The organism is Stenotrophomonas sp. GD04145, from assembly GCF_029835135.1.
Classification (GTDB): domain Bacteria; phylum Pseudomonadota; class Gammaproteobacteria; order Xanthomonadales; family Xanthomonadaceae; genus Stenotrophomonas; species Stenotrophomonas maltophilia_P.
Map to the genome: position 1 here is coordinate 132,482 of NZ_JAODZG010000002.1, position 17,220 is coordinate 149,701.

A 17,220-nucleotide genomic window follows, 5' to 3' on the forward strand; every position below is an offset into this window, starting at 1 on the left:
GAACGGCGGTGGACGCAGGATGAAGTGCTGTCGCGCGATGACAGCACAGGGACAGCACGCGCGTGGTATCACGCGCGCGCCGCGAAGTTCAGCGCATCACGTGCACGGCGCACAACTTGTTGCCGTCGGGATCGCGCAGGTAGGCCAGGTACAGCTGCCGCCCGGCCTTGTGGCGTACGCCCGGCGGATCTTCGATGGCGCTGCCGCCGTGGGCGATGCCTGCGTCCTGCCAGGCGTGCACTGCCTGCGGAGTCTCCAGCGCGAAACCAATCGTGCCGCCATTGGCGTGGCACGCCGGCTGGCCATCGATGGGCGGGGTCACGATGAACATCCGCCCGTCCTTGATGTAGACCAGTTTTCCATCTTCATCGGTCATGCCCGGTCGGCCGCCGATGGCTGCGAACAGTGCGTCGTAGAAGCGGCGCGAGACCGCAAGATCATTGGAACCGACGGTGATGTGGCTGAACATGGCGGCACTCCGTTGCGGAAAAACCGCAGTGTCGGACAGCGCGCTCCGGTCTGCAATCGTCGCCGCTCATGCGGTACTGAGCAGAAGCACCGCCCCCGTCACCAGTGCAATGCCGATCCAGCCGATGGGCCGCAGGCGATTGCCGAACAGCAGGCGCCCGCAGGCAGCGGTGCCGATCACGCCGATGGCACCCCACAGCGCATAGGCCGTGGCCAGGTCCAGGTGGCGTACTGCCTGGCCCAGCAGCGCGAAGGCGATCCAGACCATGACGACGGCAGCGACACCCCATTGCCAGCGGCGGAAGCCTTCGGACTTGGCCACCATCATGTTTGCCGCGACGTCGATCAGTGCGGAACAGATCACGAAGAACAGTGCCGTTGTGTTCATCAGTGCGCCTCCCCAAGGGTGACGCAGACAATGCCGGCCACTGCCAGCAGCAGGCCGGCCAGCTGCTGCATCGACAGGCTCTCGCCGAACACCACGATGCCGACCAGGGTCAGCAGGGTCAGCCCCAGCCCCTCCCACACCGCGTACGCAACGCCGACCGCGATGCGCCGCACCGACAGTGCCAGGAAGTAATAGGACAACGCCAGCGCCCCGGCCATCACCAGGTAGCCGGTCCAGCCACCGGCGCGGGCGGCATGGGCCATGAAGGACGTGCCGACCACTTCGGCGACGATCGCCACGGTCAGGCAAGCCCAGGCAATCAAGGGGCCTGGGGCGGGAACACGACGGGTCATTGGGAAACTCCAGCAGGATTCACAGCGTCCGCTGACAGGGGCGATGGCGCCCAGTATCATCGCCCTTTACGATGGCTCCAAAGTGGAACCCATCGACATGAGCGATGGATCGATGCCCTACTCTCCTGAATCCCTGCAGGCGTTCGTCGAGGCTGCCGCACTGGGCTCCTTCTCGGCTGCCGCGCGGCGCCTGCGCAAGACGCAATCGACGGTCAGCACCGCCATCGCCCATCTGGAAGCCGATCTGGGCGTATCCCTGTTCGACCGCAGCGGGCGCTATCCGCAGCTTACCGACCCGGGGCGGCAGGTGCTGGGCCATGCCCAGGAAATCCTGGCTGCCGATGCGCGCCTGCGGCAGCTGAGCGTGCGCCTGGCTGCGCCTGTCGAACCCCGGCTGACGGTGGTGTTCTCCGATGTTTACCAGTTGGACCCGGCGCAACAGCTACTGCAGCGTTTCGCCGAAGCCTTTCCCGAAATCGAACTGGAGTGGCTCGACGCTGAAGGACACGATGTGCTGGAGCTGGTCAGCAGCGGCCGCGCCGGACTGGGGCTGCTGCCCCGCCAGGAGCGCTATCCGGATGCAGTGATTGCACGGCCGCTGGCCCATCACAGCGAGCTGGCGGTGTATGTCGCGCATGGACACGCACTGGCCGCGGCCGGTGCGCGCGCCGCCGCGCAGCTTGCCCGCCATCGGCAGATACGCTTGAGCGCACAGGTCGATCACGCGCGCGCCGTCGCCGGTCCGGCCTGGACCGCATCGGACTATTTGATGGTGATGGAAATGGCCGAGGAAGGCATCGGCTGGGCCGAACTTCCGAGAGCGCTGGTGCAGCGCTACGACCGCGGACACCTGGTGGAACTGGTCCTGCCCGGTTGGCCGCGGCGCATCCACAGCGACCTGGTGTGGCGGCGCGACACACCGCCCGGGCCGGCCGCGCTGTGGTGGGCCGACGCGCTGCGGTAGCGCCGGGCCGTATCGGCCCGGGACGTATCAAGGTTGTTGCAATCGCAGCCGCGCATGGGCTCGGCACTCCCCCTCAGCGATGCGCCAGTGCGTAGTCCAGCGCAGAGCAGACCGCGGCCACCTGCGCATCGTTGCACTGCTGCGGCGTGGCGCGCGGGCTGTCCGGGTAGACTTCGGTGGTGGTGGTGTACGGCGCACCGGTGATGCCGGCACAGAGGGCCAGTTCCACCAGCGGGTACTCGATCACGCCATGGGCCACCACCGGAGAACCGATGATCTCGCCCTTGTCGTCGGCCGGTGCAATGTGGGTCACCTTTTCCACCGCCGCGATCACGGCCTGCTGGAACGCCGGCTGCGGATTGGCGCTGTCGTCCACCAGGTAGAAGCCATCAGGAATCAGGCCCGGTTCGAACGGCTTGCCGTCGCGCGCCGCCAGCGCAGGGCGGAACTCGCTTTCATCGCTGTCGGTGGTCTCATGCAGATCGATGTGCAGCGCGAACTGGCCCTTGAGGGGTTCGATCAGCTCGATCAGCGCGGTTGATTCGCGAGCCGGACCACCGGCACGGAAGTTGCGGTTCGGATCGATCGCGTCGAAGTTCCAGCGGTTGATGCGCTCGAAGCCCCACGGGTTGACGCACGGTGCCACCAGCAGGTTGGCCTTGCCCGCGTAATCGGCCGCGTGCTTTTCAAGGAACTCCAGGGCACCCATCACGCCACTGGTTTCGTAGCCGTGCACGCCGCCGGTGACCAGCGCCGCCGGCAGCGCCGGGTTCCAGTCGCGGCTGCGCAGGGCGAACAGGGTATAGGTCTCTCCCGCGTAGTCGAGCTGGCCGTAGGCCACCTTGTCGAAGCGCGCTGCCAGTGCCTCGATGCGCGGCAGTACTTCCTCGTCGTAGCGGCGCAGGCGCTGCTGGCGCGCACGCCACTGCTCCCGTTCCGCCGCTCCCCACGGCTGGCCAGGGGTTCCGACGGGATAGAAGACAGCTGCAGGCATGACGGATCTCGGTGAGTCAGGAGGCAATCATTCACTTTACCACCCGACCCCGGAGGCCATCGGCCTTCGATTCCATTCACGAATGGAATCAGCAATAATTCTCATTTACCACCTTCCCTGCGCCGTCCAGATGCCCCTCCACACCCCGAAACCGGCCCAGCTGCCCTTGGTGGCAGCCCTCGCCCTGTGCCTGATGCCCCTTGCTTCCGCCCTCGCCCAGGACGCGCCGACCACGCTCGACAGCATCCAGGTCTCCGGCAGTTGGCTGGGCACCGGCCTGCATGACAGCGTCAAGAGCTTCGCCGGGGCACGTACGGTGGTCGATCGCCAGCGCATCGAGGCCAGTGGCGCGGCCAGCATCGGCGACGCCATGCGCCGCATCCCCGGCGTGCAGATCACCGACAACTCCGGCACCGCCGGCAGTTCGGTGTCGCTGAACATCGGCGTGCGCGGCCTCACCGGCCGCTACTCACCCCGCTCGACGGTGCTGCTGGATGGCGTGCCGCTGGCCGTCGCACCCTACGGCCAGCCCCAGCTGTCGTTCGCGCCGGCCAGCCTGTCCAACATCGAATCGATCGACGTCGTGCGTGGCGGCGGAGCCGTGCGTTACGGGCCGCAGAACGTGGGCGGCATCATCAACTTCAGCACCCGCGCCATTCCGCAGCAGAGCGGCCTGCACGGCGAGGTCGGGATCCGCTACAACGCCCATGACCATGGCGGCGGCGACAGCACCCAGTACAACACCTTCCTCGGCGGCACCAGCGACAACGGCCTGGGCGTCGCCCTGCTCTATTCCGGCCAGGACGGTCGCGGCTGGCGCGAAGGCAGCGACGACCGTTTCAACGATCTGGCACTGAAGTTCGCCTACGCCATCGACGACCAGCAGACGCTGCGTGCCAAGCTGTCCTACTACGACGTCCGCTCGCTGACGCCAGGCGGCCTGACCCGCGCGCAGTACGAGGCGGATCCGTTCCAGAACACGCGTCCCGATGACTTCTGGAAGGGCCACCGCACGGGCATCGATCTGGGCTACACCCACACGTTGTCCGACACCAGCGAGTTCGAGGTACTGGCCTATTACAACGAGAGCACCCGTGCCAGCTCGCTGATCAACGCTGCCAACACCCAGGTGAGCGTGCAGCCGCGCGACTACCGCGTGCTCGGCATCGAACCGCGCTACACCCAGCGCCTGCACTGGGGGGCAAGCGTGCACGACGTCACCGCGGGCTACCGCTTCCTGCGCGAGCGCGGCAACGACCGCAGCTACACGGTGACCCGCCGCACCGGCGCCGCAAGCCCCATCAACCGCTTCGACAATGCCACCGACGCCCACGCCTTCTATCTCGACGACCGCATCGCCATCGGCCAGTGGCGGATCACGCCGGGGGTGCGCATGGAATGGATCGACATGGACCGCCGCCAGGCCGATGGCGGCACCACCTTCAACAGCCGCAACGACAAAGCCCTGCCCTCGCTCAACGTCGCCTACCTGTTGACCCCGCAGCTGACCGTGTTCGGCAACTACACCACCTCGTTCGGGCCCGTGCAGAACATCCAGCTGAACTCGCAGACCGCCAGCAATCCGCTGAATCCGGAGGTGGCCAGGACCACCGAGCTGGGCGCCCGCTGGCAGGACGGCGCACTGCGCGCCGAGGTCACGGTGTTCAGGATGCGCTTCGACAACCAGATCCTGCAGGTGCCGGGAATCACTCCTCCCACCTTCCAGAACATCGGTGCGACCGACCACAAGGGTGTGGAAAGCGCGCTCGAATACCGCTTCGCCGAAGACAGCGTGCTGGCCGGACTGGAGCTGTACGCCAACTACACCTGGACCAAGGCGATCCAGCAGTCCGGTGACAACCGCGGCCGGGACGTGCCCTTCTACTCGCGCGACACCGACAGCATCGGCGCCCGCTATGCGCTGTCGGCCTGGACCTTCAATGTCTCCAGCACGCACCAGAGCGGCCAGTTCTCCGACGCTGCCAACACCTGGCAGGAAAGCGCCGATGCACGCGTGGGCCGCGTGCCGGGGGTGCGGCTGTGGAATGCGCAGGTGGCCTGGCAGGTTCCGGGACTGGGCGACAGCGAGATCACGGCCGGCGTGAACAACCTGGCCGACAAGCGCTGGTACACCCGCAATGTCGACGGCAATGCCGGGCGCATGGTGGCCGCGCCACGCACCTTCTACCTGCAGGGACGCTACCGCTTCTGATGCGGTAAATACCCGATGCGGTGACGGCGGCGATCACGATGGCGGCGTATCATGCCGCCACCATGGCCTCCACGGTTCCACCATCGCGCCTGCATCTGGCCTTCCAGGGCCTGCGCCTGCGCCTGCGTGGCAGTGACCTGTGGTTCATCGCACTGGCGTTGCTGGTCGGCCTGATTGCCGGTGGCCTGACGCTGCTGCAGTCGGACATCGCGCGCGGGCTGCAGAGTGCGCTGTACGGGCTGGAACCCGGCATGCGCCTCAGCTCCCTGCCCACGCTCAGCTGGACCGCCCTGCTGGTGCTGCCGCTGGGCGGCCTGCTGGTCGGGCTGGTCAGCCTGGCGGCCGCGCGGCGCAAGCGCCCGCTGCTCGACGCGGTCGAGGCCAATGCCCTGCATGGCGGTCGCATGTCGATGCGCGACAATCTGATCGTGCTCACCCAGACCCTGCTGTCGAACGGCTGCGGTGCGTCCGTCGGTCTTGAGGCTTCGTATACCCAGATGGGTGCGGGCAGCGCTCGCAGCTGGGCCGTGTCATGCGCCTGCGCCGCAATGATGTGCGCATCCTGGTCGGTGCCGGTGCCGCCGGCGCCATCGCCGCGGCCTTCGGGGCTCCGCTGGCCGGCGCCTTCTACGCGTTCGAGATCGTCATCGGCGCCTACACGCCCGCCGCTCTCGCGCCTGTGGCCCTGGCCGCACTGGCGGGTGCATTCGTCGCCGACCAGGCCGGCATCGAGGCGTACCTGCTTCCCGCAGCCTCGACCATCGATGTGCGCGCCGCCGACTACGCGATCTACGGCCTGCTCGGTTGCTGCTGCGCCATGGTGGGGATCGGCGTGATGCGACTGATCGCCTCCATCGAAGGCGCGGTCAAGCGCAGTCCACTGCCCCTGTGGGGGCGCCCGGTGGTCGGCGGCCTCCTGCTGATTCCACTGGCCATGGCCAGCCCGCAGGTGCTTTCCTCCGGTCACGGTGCGCTGCACCTGGACCTGACCACGCAGCTGCCACTGATCTGGATCGGCGGCCTGCTCGCCCTGAAGCTTCTGGCCTCGGGCATTTCGCTGGGCTTCGGCTTCCGCGGTGGTCTGTTCTTTGCGTCGCTGTTCATGGGCACCCTGGTCGGCACCCTGTTTGCCGGCCTGCTGGCGATGGCCACTGGCGTGCCGGTGATTGATGCCACGTCCGCGGCGCTTGCGGGCATGGCCGCGTTGGCCGCCGCGGTGGTCGGCGCGCCGATGACCATGGCCATGCTGGTGCTGGAAGGCACCCACGACTTCCTGCTGACCAGCGTGGTGATGAGCGCGGTACTGGTCTCCAGCACGCTGGTCCGCCAGTGGTTCGGTTACTCGTTCTCGACGTGGCGCATGCATCTGCGCGGCGAAACCATCCGCAGCGCACGCGACGTCGGCTGGATCCACACCCTCAACGCCGGGCGGATGATGCGCAAGGGCGTTGCCACCACTCCGGCCGGGCTGGATGCTGGTGCATTCCGCCAGCGTTTTCCGCTGGGCTCCGGCAGTCGCGTGGTCGTGATCGACAGTGAAGGCCACTACGCCGGCATTGTGCAGATTCCGCGCGTCTACGCCGACGGCGTGAAGCCCGAGACACCCGTTGGCGATCTGGCCGAGAACCGCGAGGTGTCACTGTTGCCGGGCGCGGATGTGGTCAGCGTGATGCAGTGCTTCGACCGGACGCAGGCCGACGAACTGGCCGTGGTTGCCGCCGATGGCCAGCTGCTGGGCATTGTTTCCGAGGCCTTCGTGCGCAGGCGCTACGCCGAGGAGCTGGACAAGCGCCAGCGCGAACTGATGGGCGAGCGCGTCGAAGACGCCGATTGATCGCCCGCCCCGCTGCTACAGCGCTTCGCCGGCATCGGCCAGCCGCGACTCGATCAACGCGTACCATTGCTCCAGCATGTCGATCAGCATGTCCAGCTCTGCATCGGCACGCTGTGCCCGGCCGCTGCGCAGGCAGGCCTGGGTTTCCTGCAGCTGGGCCAGGAACCCGGCCACGGTATCGGCCTGCAGGATCAGGCCCGGCAGGCGCCGCCCGGGGATGCGCACGACCGCATGATTGCCGAGCTGGCCATACACGCTGAGGGTGGTTTCCGTCTTCATGGACAGAGGCAGGAATTGGGCGTTCATCGCGTGCACCGTATGAAAACCTGAGCCACCGGCAGGGGTGGACGACAGGGGAGACGTGGCCACGTCCTGCCGGTGGTCAGGGGGGACTCGGGATGCCGGGGCATGGCCACGGCGCGGGAGACTTCAGCGCGGGTGCGCGACCCCGACGATCTGCACCCGGCGATTCGGCGCAAGGCACGCGATCAGTTCGCGACGGTTGCGCTGTGCGCACTGCACGATCGGTTCAGCCGCGCCGCGCCCTTCGGCACTGATGCTGCCGGGCGGCACCCCGCCCTGCACCAGGGCCGCGCGCACCGCTTCGGCCCGCCTCTGCGAGAGTTGCTGGTTGTAGCTGGCCGCACCGATACGGTCGGTGTAGCCGACGACCTGGATCGACTGCACCTTGCTGGCCTCGCGGACCTGCGCCAGGATGCCCTGCACCGCCTGCTGGCCTTCGGCGCTGAGTACCGCGCTGTCGAAACCGAACAGTGCATCGGCGGCCAGGCGCAACGGCTGTTCGGGCAGTGGCGCGGGTGCCGGCGGCGGCGGCGGTGGCCGCGGCGGGTCCAGCACGGCGGCGCAGGATTCGGGCTTCCAGTAGCCAGCCTGGGCGATGCCCTTGTTGTCGAAGCGCACCTGGAACTGGCAGGTGAAGTACTCGGCGCCCTGTGCGGTGCGGAAGTTGAACAGGTAGTTCCACTCGCGCACGCCCCACATGCCTTCGTTGAAGTGCGGCGTACCCAGCAGGCTGTACAGCTGCCGCTTGCTCATCCCGGGCGCGAAGCGGCGCAGGTCGGCGATGTCGGGATAGGTACCCTCCTTCAGCGACGCCTTGGAGACTTCCGGGAAGGCCACTGCAGGGGCCTCCGCCGGACCCTCACCGGCGGGCGCGTGGCTGCGGCAGGCGGCCAGCAGGCCGGCGGCGAGGATCAGGCCCAGCGACACGGCGATGCGGCCGGCGCGGGCGATGCGATGCTGATTCATGTCATTCCCCCTGTAGACGTTTGCGCGGCAGCCGGGCCGCGATTGCGGCCCGGCTACGGCGGTTACCACTGGATGCCGGCACCGACGGCCACACCGGCCTCGCCACGGCTGTTGGTAGAGCCGCTGAACTTGTAGATCCAGCGGCCTCCTTCCGAGACACCGGACAGGCCCACCGCCACGCCCGATTCGCCGTTGTAGCTGCCGGCGGCGAACGAGGCCATGCTGCGACCCGCTTCGCTCGGCTGCGGCAGCGAGGCCGTGGCCATGGCCGAAGCGATGCCGGCCGAAGCGCGGTTGTCGGTCCTGCGCAGGTCGCGCTCGAAGCCGCCCATGCGCTCGTCGGTATAGGCCTTCGACCAGTCCAGGGTCTGCGCCATGCCGGACTTCAGCTGGTCGACATTGACCGCGTCGGTGCCTGCCGTACCGGCGGCAACGTTGCGGACCGTCGTCGGGCCGCTGGTGCTGCTGCCGAGAGTGACACTGTTGAAGTTGGTGGCTCCGTTGACGGTGGTGTCGTAGCGGATGGTGCCCTGCTGCGAGGCCTGCAGCTGCCGCACGTTGACCGCATCGGTGGCCTGGGTGCCGTCTGCCACATTGACCACCTGCCGTTCGGCGCCGCTGGCCCCAACCGAAACCGTGTTGGCACGGTTGGCCACCGACCCTGCGCCCAGGGCCACCGAGTTGTCGGCCTGTGCCTGCGAGCCGTTGCCCAGGGCCGTCGAGTTGGCACCGGCGGCCGTCGATCCTGCACCACCGGCTGCGGAATTGGCGCCCGTCGCGGCCGGATCGGCCAGGTTGTTGCTGTTGTTGGCGCGGAAGCTGCCGGCGACGTTGGTGATGTTCTGGATCTTCTGGTCGGTGTAGGCCTTGGACTGATCGATGGCATAGTTCACGCCATTCTTCAGCTGGCCGACATTCGTCGCGTCGTGATCGTCCGAGCCGTCGGCAACGTGGGTGATCTTGCGTTCACTGCCGCTGCTGCCGACCGACACTTCGCCTGCCGAATTGCTGGCACCCGTCTGACCATAGGCACCGGTATAGCCGCTCTGCGCGCCGACGCTGGCCACCGAGCCGGCACCCAGTGCCACGCTGTTGTCCGCGCTGGCGTTGGCACCGTTGCCGACTGCCACGGCCGAAGCACCTGCCGCACTGGCCTGCGGACCCACCGCCAGCGCCTCCGCACCTGCCGCAGCGGCCGCCGCGGCGCTGGAGTTCACTGCCAGGTACGGGCTGCCGCCACCGTTGGTGATGCGCTGGTTGAGCACCCTCAGCGAACCGTCCACCGCGGAGAACGCCGCGGTGACGTTGCTGTAGTCGTTGGCGGTCAGGGTGCCGTCGGTGGCGATGCTGGAGATGCTGAACGACGGCGCGGTCCACAGATTGGTGGTGCCGTCGAAGGCCGTGCTGCCACCGAAGTAGCTGGCGATGGTCGAGTTCGTGCTGAACAGCTGGTCGCCGGTGATGGCGTCGCTGCTGCCTGCAAGGATGCTGCCGGCCGCCACGTTGGTCACCTTCACCGCACCCGTGCCGGTACCGCTCAGGGTGACCGTGTTGACGACGTTGCCACTGCCATCGACATCGTACTTCACCGCGCGCTTGTCGATATCGTCGGTCTGGTCGGCGACATTGGCCAGCGAATTGCTGACCGCGTCGAAGGCGGTGCCGACGTCGTTGTAGCTGCCCTGGCTGATGGTGCCATTGGCGGCGATATTGTTGATCGTGTAGGTCGGCGCGGTCAGCACACCGGCCGCATTGACCGCCGCGCCACCCCCGAGATGGGTGGCGACAGCCTGGTTGGCAGCGAACAGCTGGGCACCATTGATGGCTTCGGTGCTCGTGGCGCTCACTTGGCCCGGGCCGAGGTTGCGCAGCGTGGTCGCCGTGCCGCCCTGACCCAGCGTGGCGCTGGCGTAGTTGACGCTGCCATCGCCATTGAGGTCGTAGCGCAGCGCGCCTTCCTCCGAGGCCTGCAGCTGGCCCAGGTTCACCGCATCGGTGGCAGCCGTACCGGCGGCCAGATTCGTCACCTGGCGTTCGGCACCCGCGGCACCGATCGACACGCTGTTGGCACGGTCAGCCAGGCTGCCGGCACCTACCGCGATCGCGTTGGCCGCCGTGGCGCGGGCGTTGGTACCGACCGCGATGGAGTCGGCACCGGTGGCCACCGCCTCCACGCCCGTGGAGTTCACCCGCAGGTACTTGGTGCCGCCGTTGCGGATATCGTTGATCTGCGTGTTGAGATTGACCAGCGAGCCGTCGACGGCGTCGAAGGCATCGGTCGCATTGTTGTACAGGCCCTGCGCGATGGCGCCGTCGGTGGAGATCGTGCTGATCTCGAACAGCGGCGCGGTGAAGGCGCCACTGACCGGATCGAAGGCGGTGATGCCACCGAAGAAGCCGGCGATGGCGGCGTTGGTGGTGGCCAGCTGGCCGCCGTTGACGGCTTCCAGGCTGCCGGCGGTCACCGCACCCGCGGCGAGGTTGCCGATGGTGGTGGTACCGGTGCCGTTGCCGAGCGTGACGCGGCGATAGTCCGGATTGCCTGCGCCATCGACGTCGTACATCACCGCGCCGGCCGAAACATCATCGATCAGGCTGATCGCGCCCTTCAACTGGGCGACGTTGACCGCATCGGTATTGGCGCTACCCGCAGCCAGGTTGGTGATCTGGCGCTCGCCACCGTTGGCGGTACCCACCGAAACTTCACCGGCAGAGACCTGGGCGGCGGTCAGGCCATAGGCGCTGTAGCTGGCCTGTGCGCCGCGCAGCGCAGCGGAACGGTAGCCCAGCGCCACCGAGTTGGCCTGGTTGGAGGTCGCCTCCGCACCCAGCAGGGTCTGGCCGTTGGCAGTACCCACCGCGCTGTCGCCGACAATCACCGAGTGGCCCATGCGCGCGGCGTAGTCCGCAGTCGGCACGCCGGTTGGATTGGTAGGATCATTGGGACCGGCTCCCGGGAACGCCACGTTGGCATCCACCTTCGGCAGCTCATGGCGGGCATTGGCGCCGATCACCACTTCCTTGGAGCCGTTGGCGAAGGCACCGTCACCCATCAGCACCTGGTAATCCTGTGCGGCGTTGACCGCCCAGCAGGAGATGTCGGCCAACGCGATATCCAGGCACTTGGCGGCCCATGCCGGCGAATCCGTCGGCAGCAGCAGGCCCAGCAGGCCACCGGGGTTGCCGTTGTTGATGTTGTAGATGTAACTGTCGGAGGTGACGCCACCGATCAGGGTCAGGTGCGAGCTGCCACCGGTCACCGCGCCGCCCAGGCCATTGAGGGTGCTGCCGACCGGTGACAGGTTCACGACCGGCAGGCCGAGCACGTTGACCGTGGAGTAGGCCTGCATCACGTTCGCGTTGCTGAGCTTGAGATTGCCGTTGTGCAGATAGCCGTCACCGCCGAACAGGCTGCTGGTCGTCGGGCCGATCAGCTGGCCGACGTTGCCGACCAGGCCACCGGTACCGATGATGAGTCCCGCATTCGGATCAGCCGGAGCGGGTGCCTTCGGGCTGTCCGGCGGAATCGCCGAGGGCTGGGTCAGGCCCAGGCCACCCAGCGTGCCGCCCACCAGCCCGCCGACTGCGCCGCCCAGATTGTTGACGGTACCGTTGAGGTTGCCCTCCAGCAGGTTGCCCACCGCACCGCCGACGTTGCCGAGCGTGCCGGTGAGTACGCCGTCCAGCCCGCTGCCCGGCGTGGTGCTGCCACCCCCGAGCAGGCCACCGACAACGCTGCCGACCGAGCCGACCGTATTGTTGAGTGCACCGCCCACGGCACCTCCGATGGTGCCGACGGTGCCGTTGAGCACACCACCCACCGCACCACCGACTGCGCCGACCGTGCCGTTGAGTACGCCTCCCACTGCACCGCCGACCGCGCCCACGGTGCCGTTCAACGCACCGCCGACTGCACCGCCGACCGTGCCGACAGTTCCGTCGAGAACGCCGCCAACCGCGCCCACAGTTCCGTTCAAAGCCCCGCCTACAGCGTTGCCGACCGTGCCGACGGTGCCGTTGAGCGCACTGCCTACGGTGCCGACGGTTCCATCGAGGACACCGCCAACTGCACCTGCGGTGCCGTTCAGAGCGCCGCCTACGGCGCTGCCGACAGTTCCGACAGTGCCGGCGAGCGCGCCGCCGACCGTGCCGACGGTCCCGTCGAGGACACCGCCGACCGCACCTGCGGTGCCGTTCAGAGCGCCACCCACAGCACTGCCAACCGTGCCAACCGTGCCGTTGAGCGCACCGCCGACAGTGCCGACAGTTGAGTCGAGAACGCCCCCAACCGCGCCCACAGTTCCGTTCAACGCCCCGCCTACGGCGCTGCCGACCGTGCCGACGGTTCCATCGAGGACGCCGCCTACGGCATCCACAGTGCCATTCAAGGCGCCGCCCACGGCACTGCCGACCGTGCCGACAGTTCCATCCAGAACGCCACCGACCGCACCCACGGTGCCGTTGAGCGCGCCACCCACTGCACCGCCGACGGTGCCGACAGTTCCATCGAGGACACCGCCGACCGCACCCACCGTGCCGTTCAAGGCGCCGCCTACGGCGCTACCAACCGTGCCGACGGTGCCGTTGAGCGCGCCGCCGACCGTGCCGACAGTTCCATCCAGGGCACCTCCGACTGCACCTACCGTGCCGTTGAGCGCACCGCCCACTGCACCACCGACGGTGCCGACGGTTCCATCGAGGACGCCGCCGACGGCACCCACAGTGCCATTCAAGGCGCCGCCTACGGCGCCACCGACCGTACCGACTGTGCCGTTGAGCGCGCCACCGACTGCACCACCGACGGTGCCGACGGTTCCATCGAGGACGCCGCCGACGGCATCCACGGTACCGTTCAAAGCGCCGCCTACGGCGCTGCCGACCGTACCGACTGTACCGTTGAGCGCACCACCCACTGCACCGCCAACGGTGCCGACAGTTCCATCGAGGACACCGCCGACCGCACCCACAGTGCCATTCAAAGCGCCGCCTACGGCGCTGCCGACCGTACCGACTGTACCGTTGAGCGCACCACCCACTGCACCGCCGACGGTGCCGACAGTTCCATCGAGGACACCGCCGACCGCACCCACAGTGCCATTCAAAGCGCCGCCTACGGCGCTGCCGACCGTACCGACCGTGCCGTTGAGCGCGCCACCGACTGCACCACCGACGGTGCCGACGGTTCCATCGAGGACGCCGCCTACGGCACCCACAGTACCGTTCAAAGCGCCGCCTACGGCGCTGCCGACCGTACCGACCGTGCCGTTGAGCGCGCCACCCACTGCACCTACGGTGTTGTTCAACGTGTCGCCCAGGGAACCACCGACGTTGCCGACGGTGCCGTTCAGTACACCGCCCACCGCACTGCCGACCGTACCGACAGCACCGTGGAGCGTGCCGCCTACTGCGCCCACGGTGTTGTGCAGCGTGCCGCCCACCGCACCGCCGACTGCGCCGACGGTTTCGTGTAGCGTTCCGCCTGCTGCGCTGCCCACCGTGCCGACCACGCCGTGCACTACGCCGCCCACCGCACCGCCGACCGTGCCGGCAGCTCCGTGAAGCGTGCCACCTACTGCGCCTACGGTGTTGTGCAGTGCGCCACCCACTGCGCTACCTACGGTGCCGACGGTTTCGTGCAGCGTCTCGCCTGCTGCGCTGCCCACCGTGCCGACTACGCCGTGCACTACGCCCCCCACCGCACCGCCAAGATCGCCCAGGGCGCCGTGATGCAGGCCTCCAAGACCGAGCGTGCTGGCCTGCGCACTCGCGACGGTCCGGCCCGCAAGCTTCAGGTTGCGATCGGCCACCACGTCCTGGCCACCCGGGCGCTGCACGCGCACCTTGCCGGCGACGCCTGCATCGAACGCCGCCGTGATCGCGCGATCATGGGTCTCGCCCGGCAGTTCTTCCTTGGCGGGCAAGCTTACCGCTGCGGTTGCAGAGGCCTTGCCCTGGCCCTCGATTCGATGTCCGGCGATGGCCAGATGCGAGTCGGCGTTGCCGTCGATGCCGGCCTTCAACCCGGACAATCCCTGCGAGGACGTCGTGATACCCGCTGCCGCCTTGGCGCCGGCACCCACCGATGCCAGCGGGGCACCCGCGATGCCGACCCTGGCCTTTGCCTTCGCATCGGCCGTCAGCCCCAGCGGCGAAGCGGCACCGGAGGAAACGTTCGCTGCCAGTGAGGTATCCACCTGGGTATCGGCTCCGATGCCGAGCTGGGCCCGCACATCAGCGGCCAGCGCTGGCGTGGGCACATGCTGCGGCGATGCGTTCGCCCCCAGCTTCACCTGCACGGCGGCCGGCAGGACCTCGCGCACCAGCGGCAGCGAGGTCGTGCTCAACTGCAGGCCCACGCGCGTATCGGCACTGATCGCAGGCGTGGCCTGCGCCTGTCGCGCGGCTGCGGCCAGGGCGACTTCGGCATCGACCTTCACCGGCAACGTCTGGGTGTACTTGGCCGCCAGCGCCTGTAGATCGCGCAGCGACTGGTTGGATTCGGTTGCAGATGCCGGTCCGCTGGCCAGCACGCACAGCAGTGCAAGCGCAAGAGCGCTGGGCGTCAGCAGGGAGGTGCGCGGATCGCGTGATGCGGTGCCGCCGCTATCGCCGGTGGCCAGTTCCGAGGCCACAACCAGAGCATTGAGCTGGCGGTTCCATACACGCCGGTAGATGCGGTTCATGAGCATTTCCCCCGTAGGCGAACAACTTGAATGACAGTGGACTTGCCGCTAGGCAGGTGACTGACATTTCAACGGTTCGCGGAGGCGTGGCGCACTTCAATCCGGCAGGGCAATCTCGCAATCCGGCAAATCCACGGCCGGATTCGGCAGCCGAATATGCAAAACCGGCAGCAATGCCGTGAAAGCCCTTGTGGGGCAGGACTCAGGCCGGTTGGCCCAACTGCGCGGGTGCACGCATCAAGGTATCCCGCGGAAGTTCACCGAACACCTTCCGGTAATTGTCGGCAAAGCGGGAGAGATCCCACAGGCCACAGCTCAGCGCGATCGCCTTGACCGAACGCCTGCTGGAGTCGGCCATCGACAGGCTGCGGCAGGCTGCACAGAGGCGCAGCATGGACAGATAACGGTTGGGCGACGTACCGAACAGATCTTCGAATGCGTAGCGCAGGCCACGCTCGCTGACACCGGCGGCGTCGCAGATTTCATTCATGTATATATTGCGACGCAGATTGAGCCGCATGAAATTCTCGGCGCGCTGGGCGATCAGGTAATGCGTACGCCGTGCGCGGCTGCACCCCGGGCGATCGACGGCACCGGCACCCAGCAGGGCCTGGATGTGCTCATGCAGCAGCCGCTCGGTTTCCTCCGGCTGCAGGCTGGCACCCTGCCCCAGCTGCTGGTGCAGCTGCTGGTAATGCAGCGCCAGCGGGGCATCATCACCGGACAGATTGAACAGCGAGAGCGCCTGTCCCGCCGGCGGGGTGCTGCGCAGGCTCAGCTCGGTCAGCTTGCGCTGCACGCGGGATACCGGCACCAGCATCAGGGTCAAGCGGGTACCGGGGCTGAGGGTGAATTCACTGATGCCTTCGGGAAGCACGGTCAACGCCATCCCGGCCGCCAGCGGTACGCCATGGCACCAGCTCACCGCCTCGTCGGTGGCCTGCAGATACCCCAGCATCGCCCAGTCCGGCGGCAGCATGAAGCGGCCACGGCAATGGAATCCGCAGCTGATGCTGCAGAACAGGGCTTCCTCATGCACGCGCGAAGCGAACGCCGCGCGCGGACCATTGCCGTCGAGCAGCAACAGTTCCACATCGCATACGCGAAGCACACCGCTCAGCGTGGCCAGGTCGATCGACCGGAGCTCGCCGTCGTCGCTGTCAACCACCCCACCATCAACCATGACAGTGTCGTCCCCCGTTGGTCAGCTGCCCGCCGCAACCCCCACTGCCCTACAGGTGCGCGCGGTTTCCAAGAGCATCATCCGTTGCCGTGATGGATGCGGCCACTGGCCGGCTCCACCTTGAAAGTACCAAACCTTGAATACGAGTATGCCCGATAATCCGCACAGGTAAACAGGTCGCGCGGGAATACAGCAACCCGCGCCCGGCGTGAAGGAAATGTGGGCGCCAGTGGCACGATTCTCGCATGCGTTAACCCGGGTCACATTATTAACATCACGATGAATCGTTACGCCTGGGAACGGCGTTTCATCACAGAATAAGCAACCGATTATCAGGAATAAGATATTCCTGCCGAATTTGCATATAGGTTCCGGTTGCACCCGGCCGCCATTCAGGCAAAGTCGGTATCACGGTGATCGAACCGCTCCGATGCGGTCACACCCAGGGGACAGCATGACGATGCACGCGCTGCTCGATGACGTTGCGACCACCGGCCTGGTGCCGCGCGGTCGCACATGCGCGGTCGCTGCACCCCCTGGCGGAGATCACCCTGCTTGAGCGATGCGGGACAGTCCCGCATTGCCACCTCCGCCAGGATGGCCGAGGTCCATGGACGGTCCCGACGGAGTCGGGCAACCGGCCGATGCAGGTGTCTTGTTGCCATTGACAGGTAGAGGGAGACAACCGTCATGAACGCTTCCATCCGCAAGTTCCTGAAAGAAGAAGATGGCGTGACCGCGCTCGAATACGGGCTGCTGGCCGCTGTGATCGCCGGCATCCTGATTGCCGTGGGCCGCACCCAGATCACGGCATTCTTCACCACGCTGTTCACCCGCCTTTCGGCAATCGCCACCGAAGCAACCACCTGAGC

General features: G+C 67.4%; 11 protein-coding genes and 1 pseudogene. 4 read left to right on the plus strand and 8 right to left on the minus strand.

Going from position 1 to position 17,220, the window contains the following annotated elements; genetic code table 11:
- Nucleotides 1-88 precede the first annotated feature (88 nt).
- The 3 genes from N7367_RS01710 to N7367_RS01720 all read right to left on the minus strand — a co-directional run bounded on the left by N7367_RS01710 (nucleotide 89) and on the right by N7367_RS01720 (nucleotide 1,209).
- On the minus strand, nucleotides 89-469 hold the full coding sequence (locus tag N7367_RS01710; RefSeq protein WP_053517829.1) for a VOC family protein: 381 nt from the start codon (nucleotides 467-469) through the stop codon (nucleotides 89-91).
- A 66-nt stretch (nucleotides 470-535) separates the two neighbouring features.
- On the minus strand, nucleotides 536-856 hold the full coding sequence (locus N7367_RS01715; protein ID WP_065175236.1) for a multidrug efflux SMR transporter: 321 nt from the start codon (nucleotides 854-856) through the stop codon (nucleotides 536-538).
- Nucleotides 856-1,209, minus strand: a complete 354-nt coding sequence (locus N7367_RS01720) for an SMR family transporter (protein WP_128987956.1) — start codon at nucleotides 1,207-1,209, stop codon at nucleotides 856-858. The genes N7367_RS01715 and N7367_RS01720 overlap by 1 nt, the downstream gene beginning before the upstream one ends.
- 112 nt (nucleotides 1,210-1,321) lie before the next feature.
- On the opposite strand from N7367_RS01720, the gene N7367_RS01725 reads away from it, so the two are divergent.
- Nucleotides 1,322-2,173, plus strand: a complete 852-nt coding sequence (locus N7367_RS01725; protein WP_345781886.1) for a LysR family transcriptional regulator — start codon at nucleotides 1,322-1,324, stop codon at nucleotides 2,171-2,173.
- A 73-nt stretch (nucleotides 2,174-2,246) separates the two neighbouring features.
- Here the strand turns inward: N7367_RS01725 and N7367_RS01730 are convergent, their stop codons facing one another.
- Nucleotides 2,247-3,167: a M14 family metallocarboxypeptidase gene (locus N7367_RS01730; protein ID WP_180875306.1), complete on the minus strand. Its 921-nt coding sequence runs from the start codon at nucleotides 3,165-3,167 to the stop codon at nucleotides 2,247-2,249.
- Between the two features lie 130 nt (nucleotides 3,168-3,297).
- On the opposite strand from N7367_RS01730, the gene N7367_RS01735 reads away from it, so the two are divergent.
- Both N7367_RS01735 and N7367_RS01740 read left to right on the plus strand, forming a co-directional pair.
- On the plus strand, nucleotides 3,298-5,379 hold the full coding sequence (locus tag N7367_RS01735; RefSeq protein ID WP_345781884.1) for a TonB-dependent siderophore receptor: 2,082 nt from the start codon (nucleotides 3,298-3,300) through the stop codon (nucleotides 5,377-5,379).
- A gap of 62 nt (nucleotides 5,380-5,441) precedes the next feature.
- A pseudogene (locus N7367_RS01740) lies at nucleotides 5,442-7,213 on the plus strand (chloride channel protein).
- Nucleotides 7,214-7,228: 15 nt separating this feature from the next.
- Here the strand turns inward: N7367_RS01740 and N7367_RS01745 are convergent.
- The 4 genes from N7367_RS01745 to N7367_RS01760 all read right to left on the minus strand — a co-directional run bounded on the left by N7367_RS01745 (nucleotide 7,229) and on the right by N7367_RS01760 (nucleotide 16,348).
- A complete protein-coding gene (locus tag N7367_RS01745; protein WP_053517836.1) occupies nucleotides 7,229-7,519 on the minus strand; it encodes a hypothetical protein in 291 nt (96 codons plus the stop codon).
- 123 nt (nucleotides 7,520-7,642) lie between these two features.
- On the minus strand, nucleotides 7,643-8,482 hold the full coding sequence (locus N7367_RS01750) for an OmpA family protein (RefSeq protein WP_279941597.1): 840 nt from the start codon (nucleotides 8,480-8,482) through the stop codon (nucleotides 7,643-7,645).
- Nucleotides 8,483-8,544: 62 nt separating this feature from the next.
- Nucleotides 8,545-15,165, minus strand: a complete 6,621-nt coding sequence (locus tag N7367_RS01755) for an ESPR-type extended signal peptide-containing protein (RefSeq protein ID WP_279941598.1) — start codon at nucleotides 15,163-15,165, stop codon at nucleotides 8,545-8,547.
- Between the two features lie 202 nt (nucleotides 15,166-15,367).
- Nucleotides 15,368-16,348 (minus strand): helix-turn-helix domain-containing protein, encoded by a 981-nt coding sequence (locus N7367_RS01760; protein ID WP_065175242.1) that lies wholly within the window; start codon nucleotides 16,346-16,348, stop codon nucleotides 15,368-15,370.
- 690 nt (nucleotides 16,349-17,038) lie between these two features.
- On the opposite strand from N7367_RS01760, the gene N7367_RS01765 reads away from it, so the two are divergent.
- Nucleotides 17,039-17,218: a Flp family type IVb pilin gene (locus N7367_RS01765; RefSeq protein ID WP_263174570.1), complete on the plus strand. Its 180-nt coding sequence runs from the start codon at nucleotides 17,039-17,041 to the stop codon at nucleotides 17,216-17,218.
- Nucleotides 17,219-17,220: the final 2 nt, after the last annotated feature.

Excerpts from the sequence above, each read along its gene's own strand:
- N7367_RS01710 (WP_053517829.1), bottom strand. The coding sequence starts at position 469 with ATGTTCAGCCACATCACCGTCGGTTCCAATGATCTTGCGGTCTCGCGC.
- N7367_RS01715 (WP_065175236.1), bottom strand. The coding sequence starts at position 856 with ATGAACACAACGGCACTGTTCTTCGTGATCTGTTCCGCACTGATCGAC.
- N7367_RS01720 (WP_128987956.1), bottom strand. The coding sequence starts at position 1,209 with ATGACCCGTCGTGTTCCCGCCCCAGGCCCCTTGATTGCCTGGGCTTGC.
- N7367_RS01725 (WP_345781886.1), top strand. The coding sequence starts at position 1,322 with ATGCCCTACTCTCCTGAATCCCTGCAGGCGTTCGTCGAGGCTGCCGCA.
- N7367_RS01730 (WP_180875306.1), bottom strand. The coding sequence starts at position 3,167 with ATGCCTGCAGCTGTCTTCTATCCCGTCGGAACCCCTGGCCAGCCGTGG.
- N7367_RS01735 (WP_345781884.1), top strand. The coding sequence starts at position 3,298 with ATGCCCCTCCACACCCCGAAACCGGCCCAGCTGCCCTTGGTGGCAGCC.
- N7367_RS01745 (WP_053517836.1), bottom strand. The coding sequence starts at position 7,519 with ATGAACGCCCAATTCCTGCCTCTGTCCATGAAGACGGAAACCACCCTC.
- N7367_RS01750 (WP_279941597.1), bottom strand. The coding sequence starts at position 8,482 with ATGAATCAGCATCGCATCGCCCGCGCCGGCCGCATCGCCGTGTCGCTG.
- N7367_RS01755 (WP_279941598.1), bottom strand. The coding sequence starts at position 15,165 with ATGAACCGCATCTACCGGCGTGTATGGAACCGCCAGCTCAATGCTCTG.
- N7367_RS01760 (WP_065175242.1), bottom strand. The coding sequence starts at position 16,348 with ATGGTTGATGGTGGGGTGGTTGACAGCGACGACGGCGAGCTCCGGTCG.
- N7367_RS01765 (WP_263174570.1), top strand. The coding sequence starts at position 17,039 with ATGAACGCTTCCATCCGCAAGTTCCTGAAAGAAGAAGATGGCGTGACC.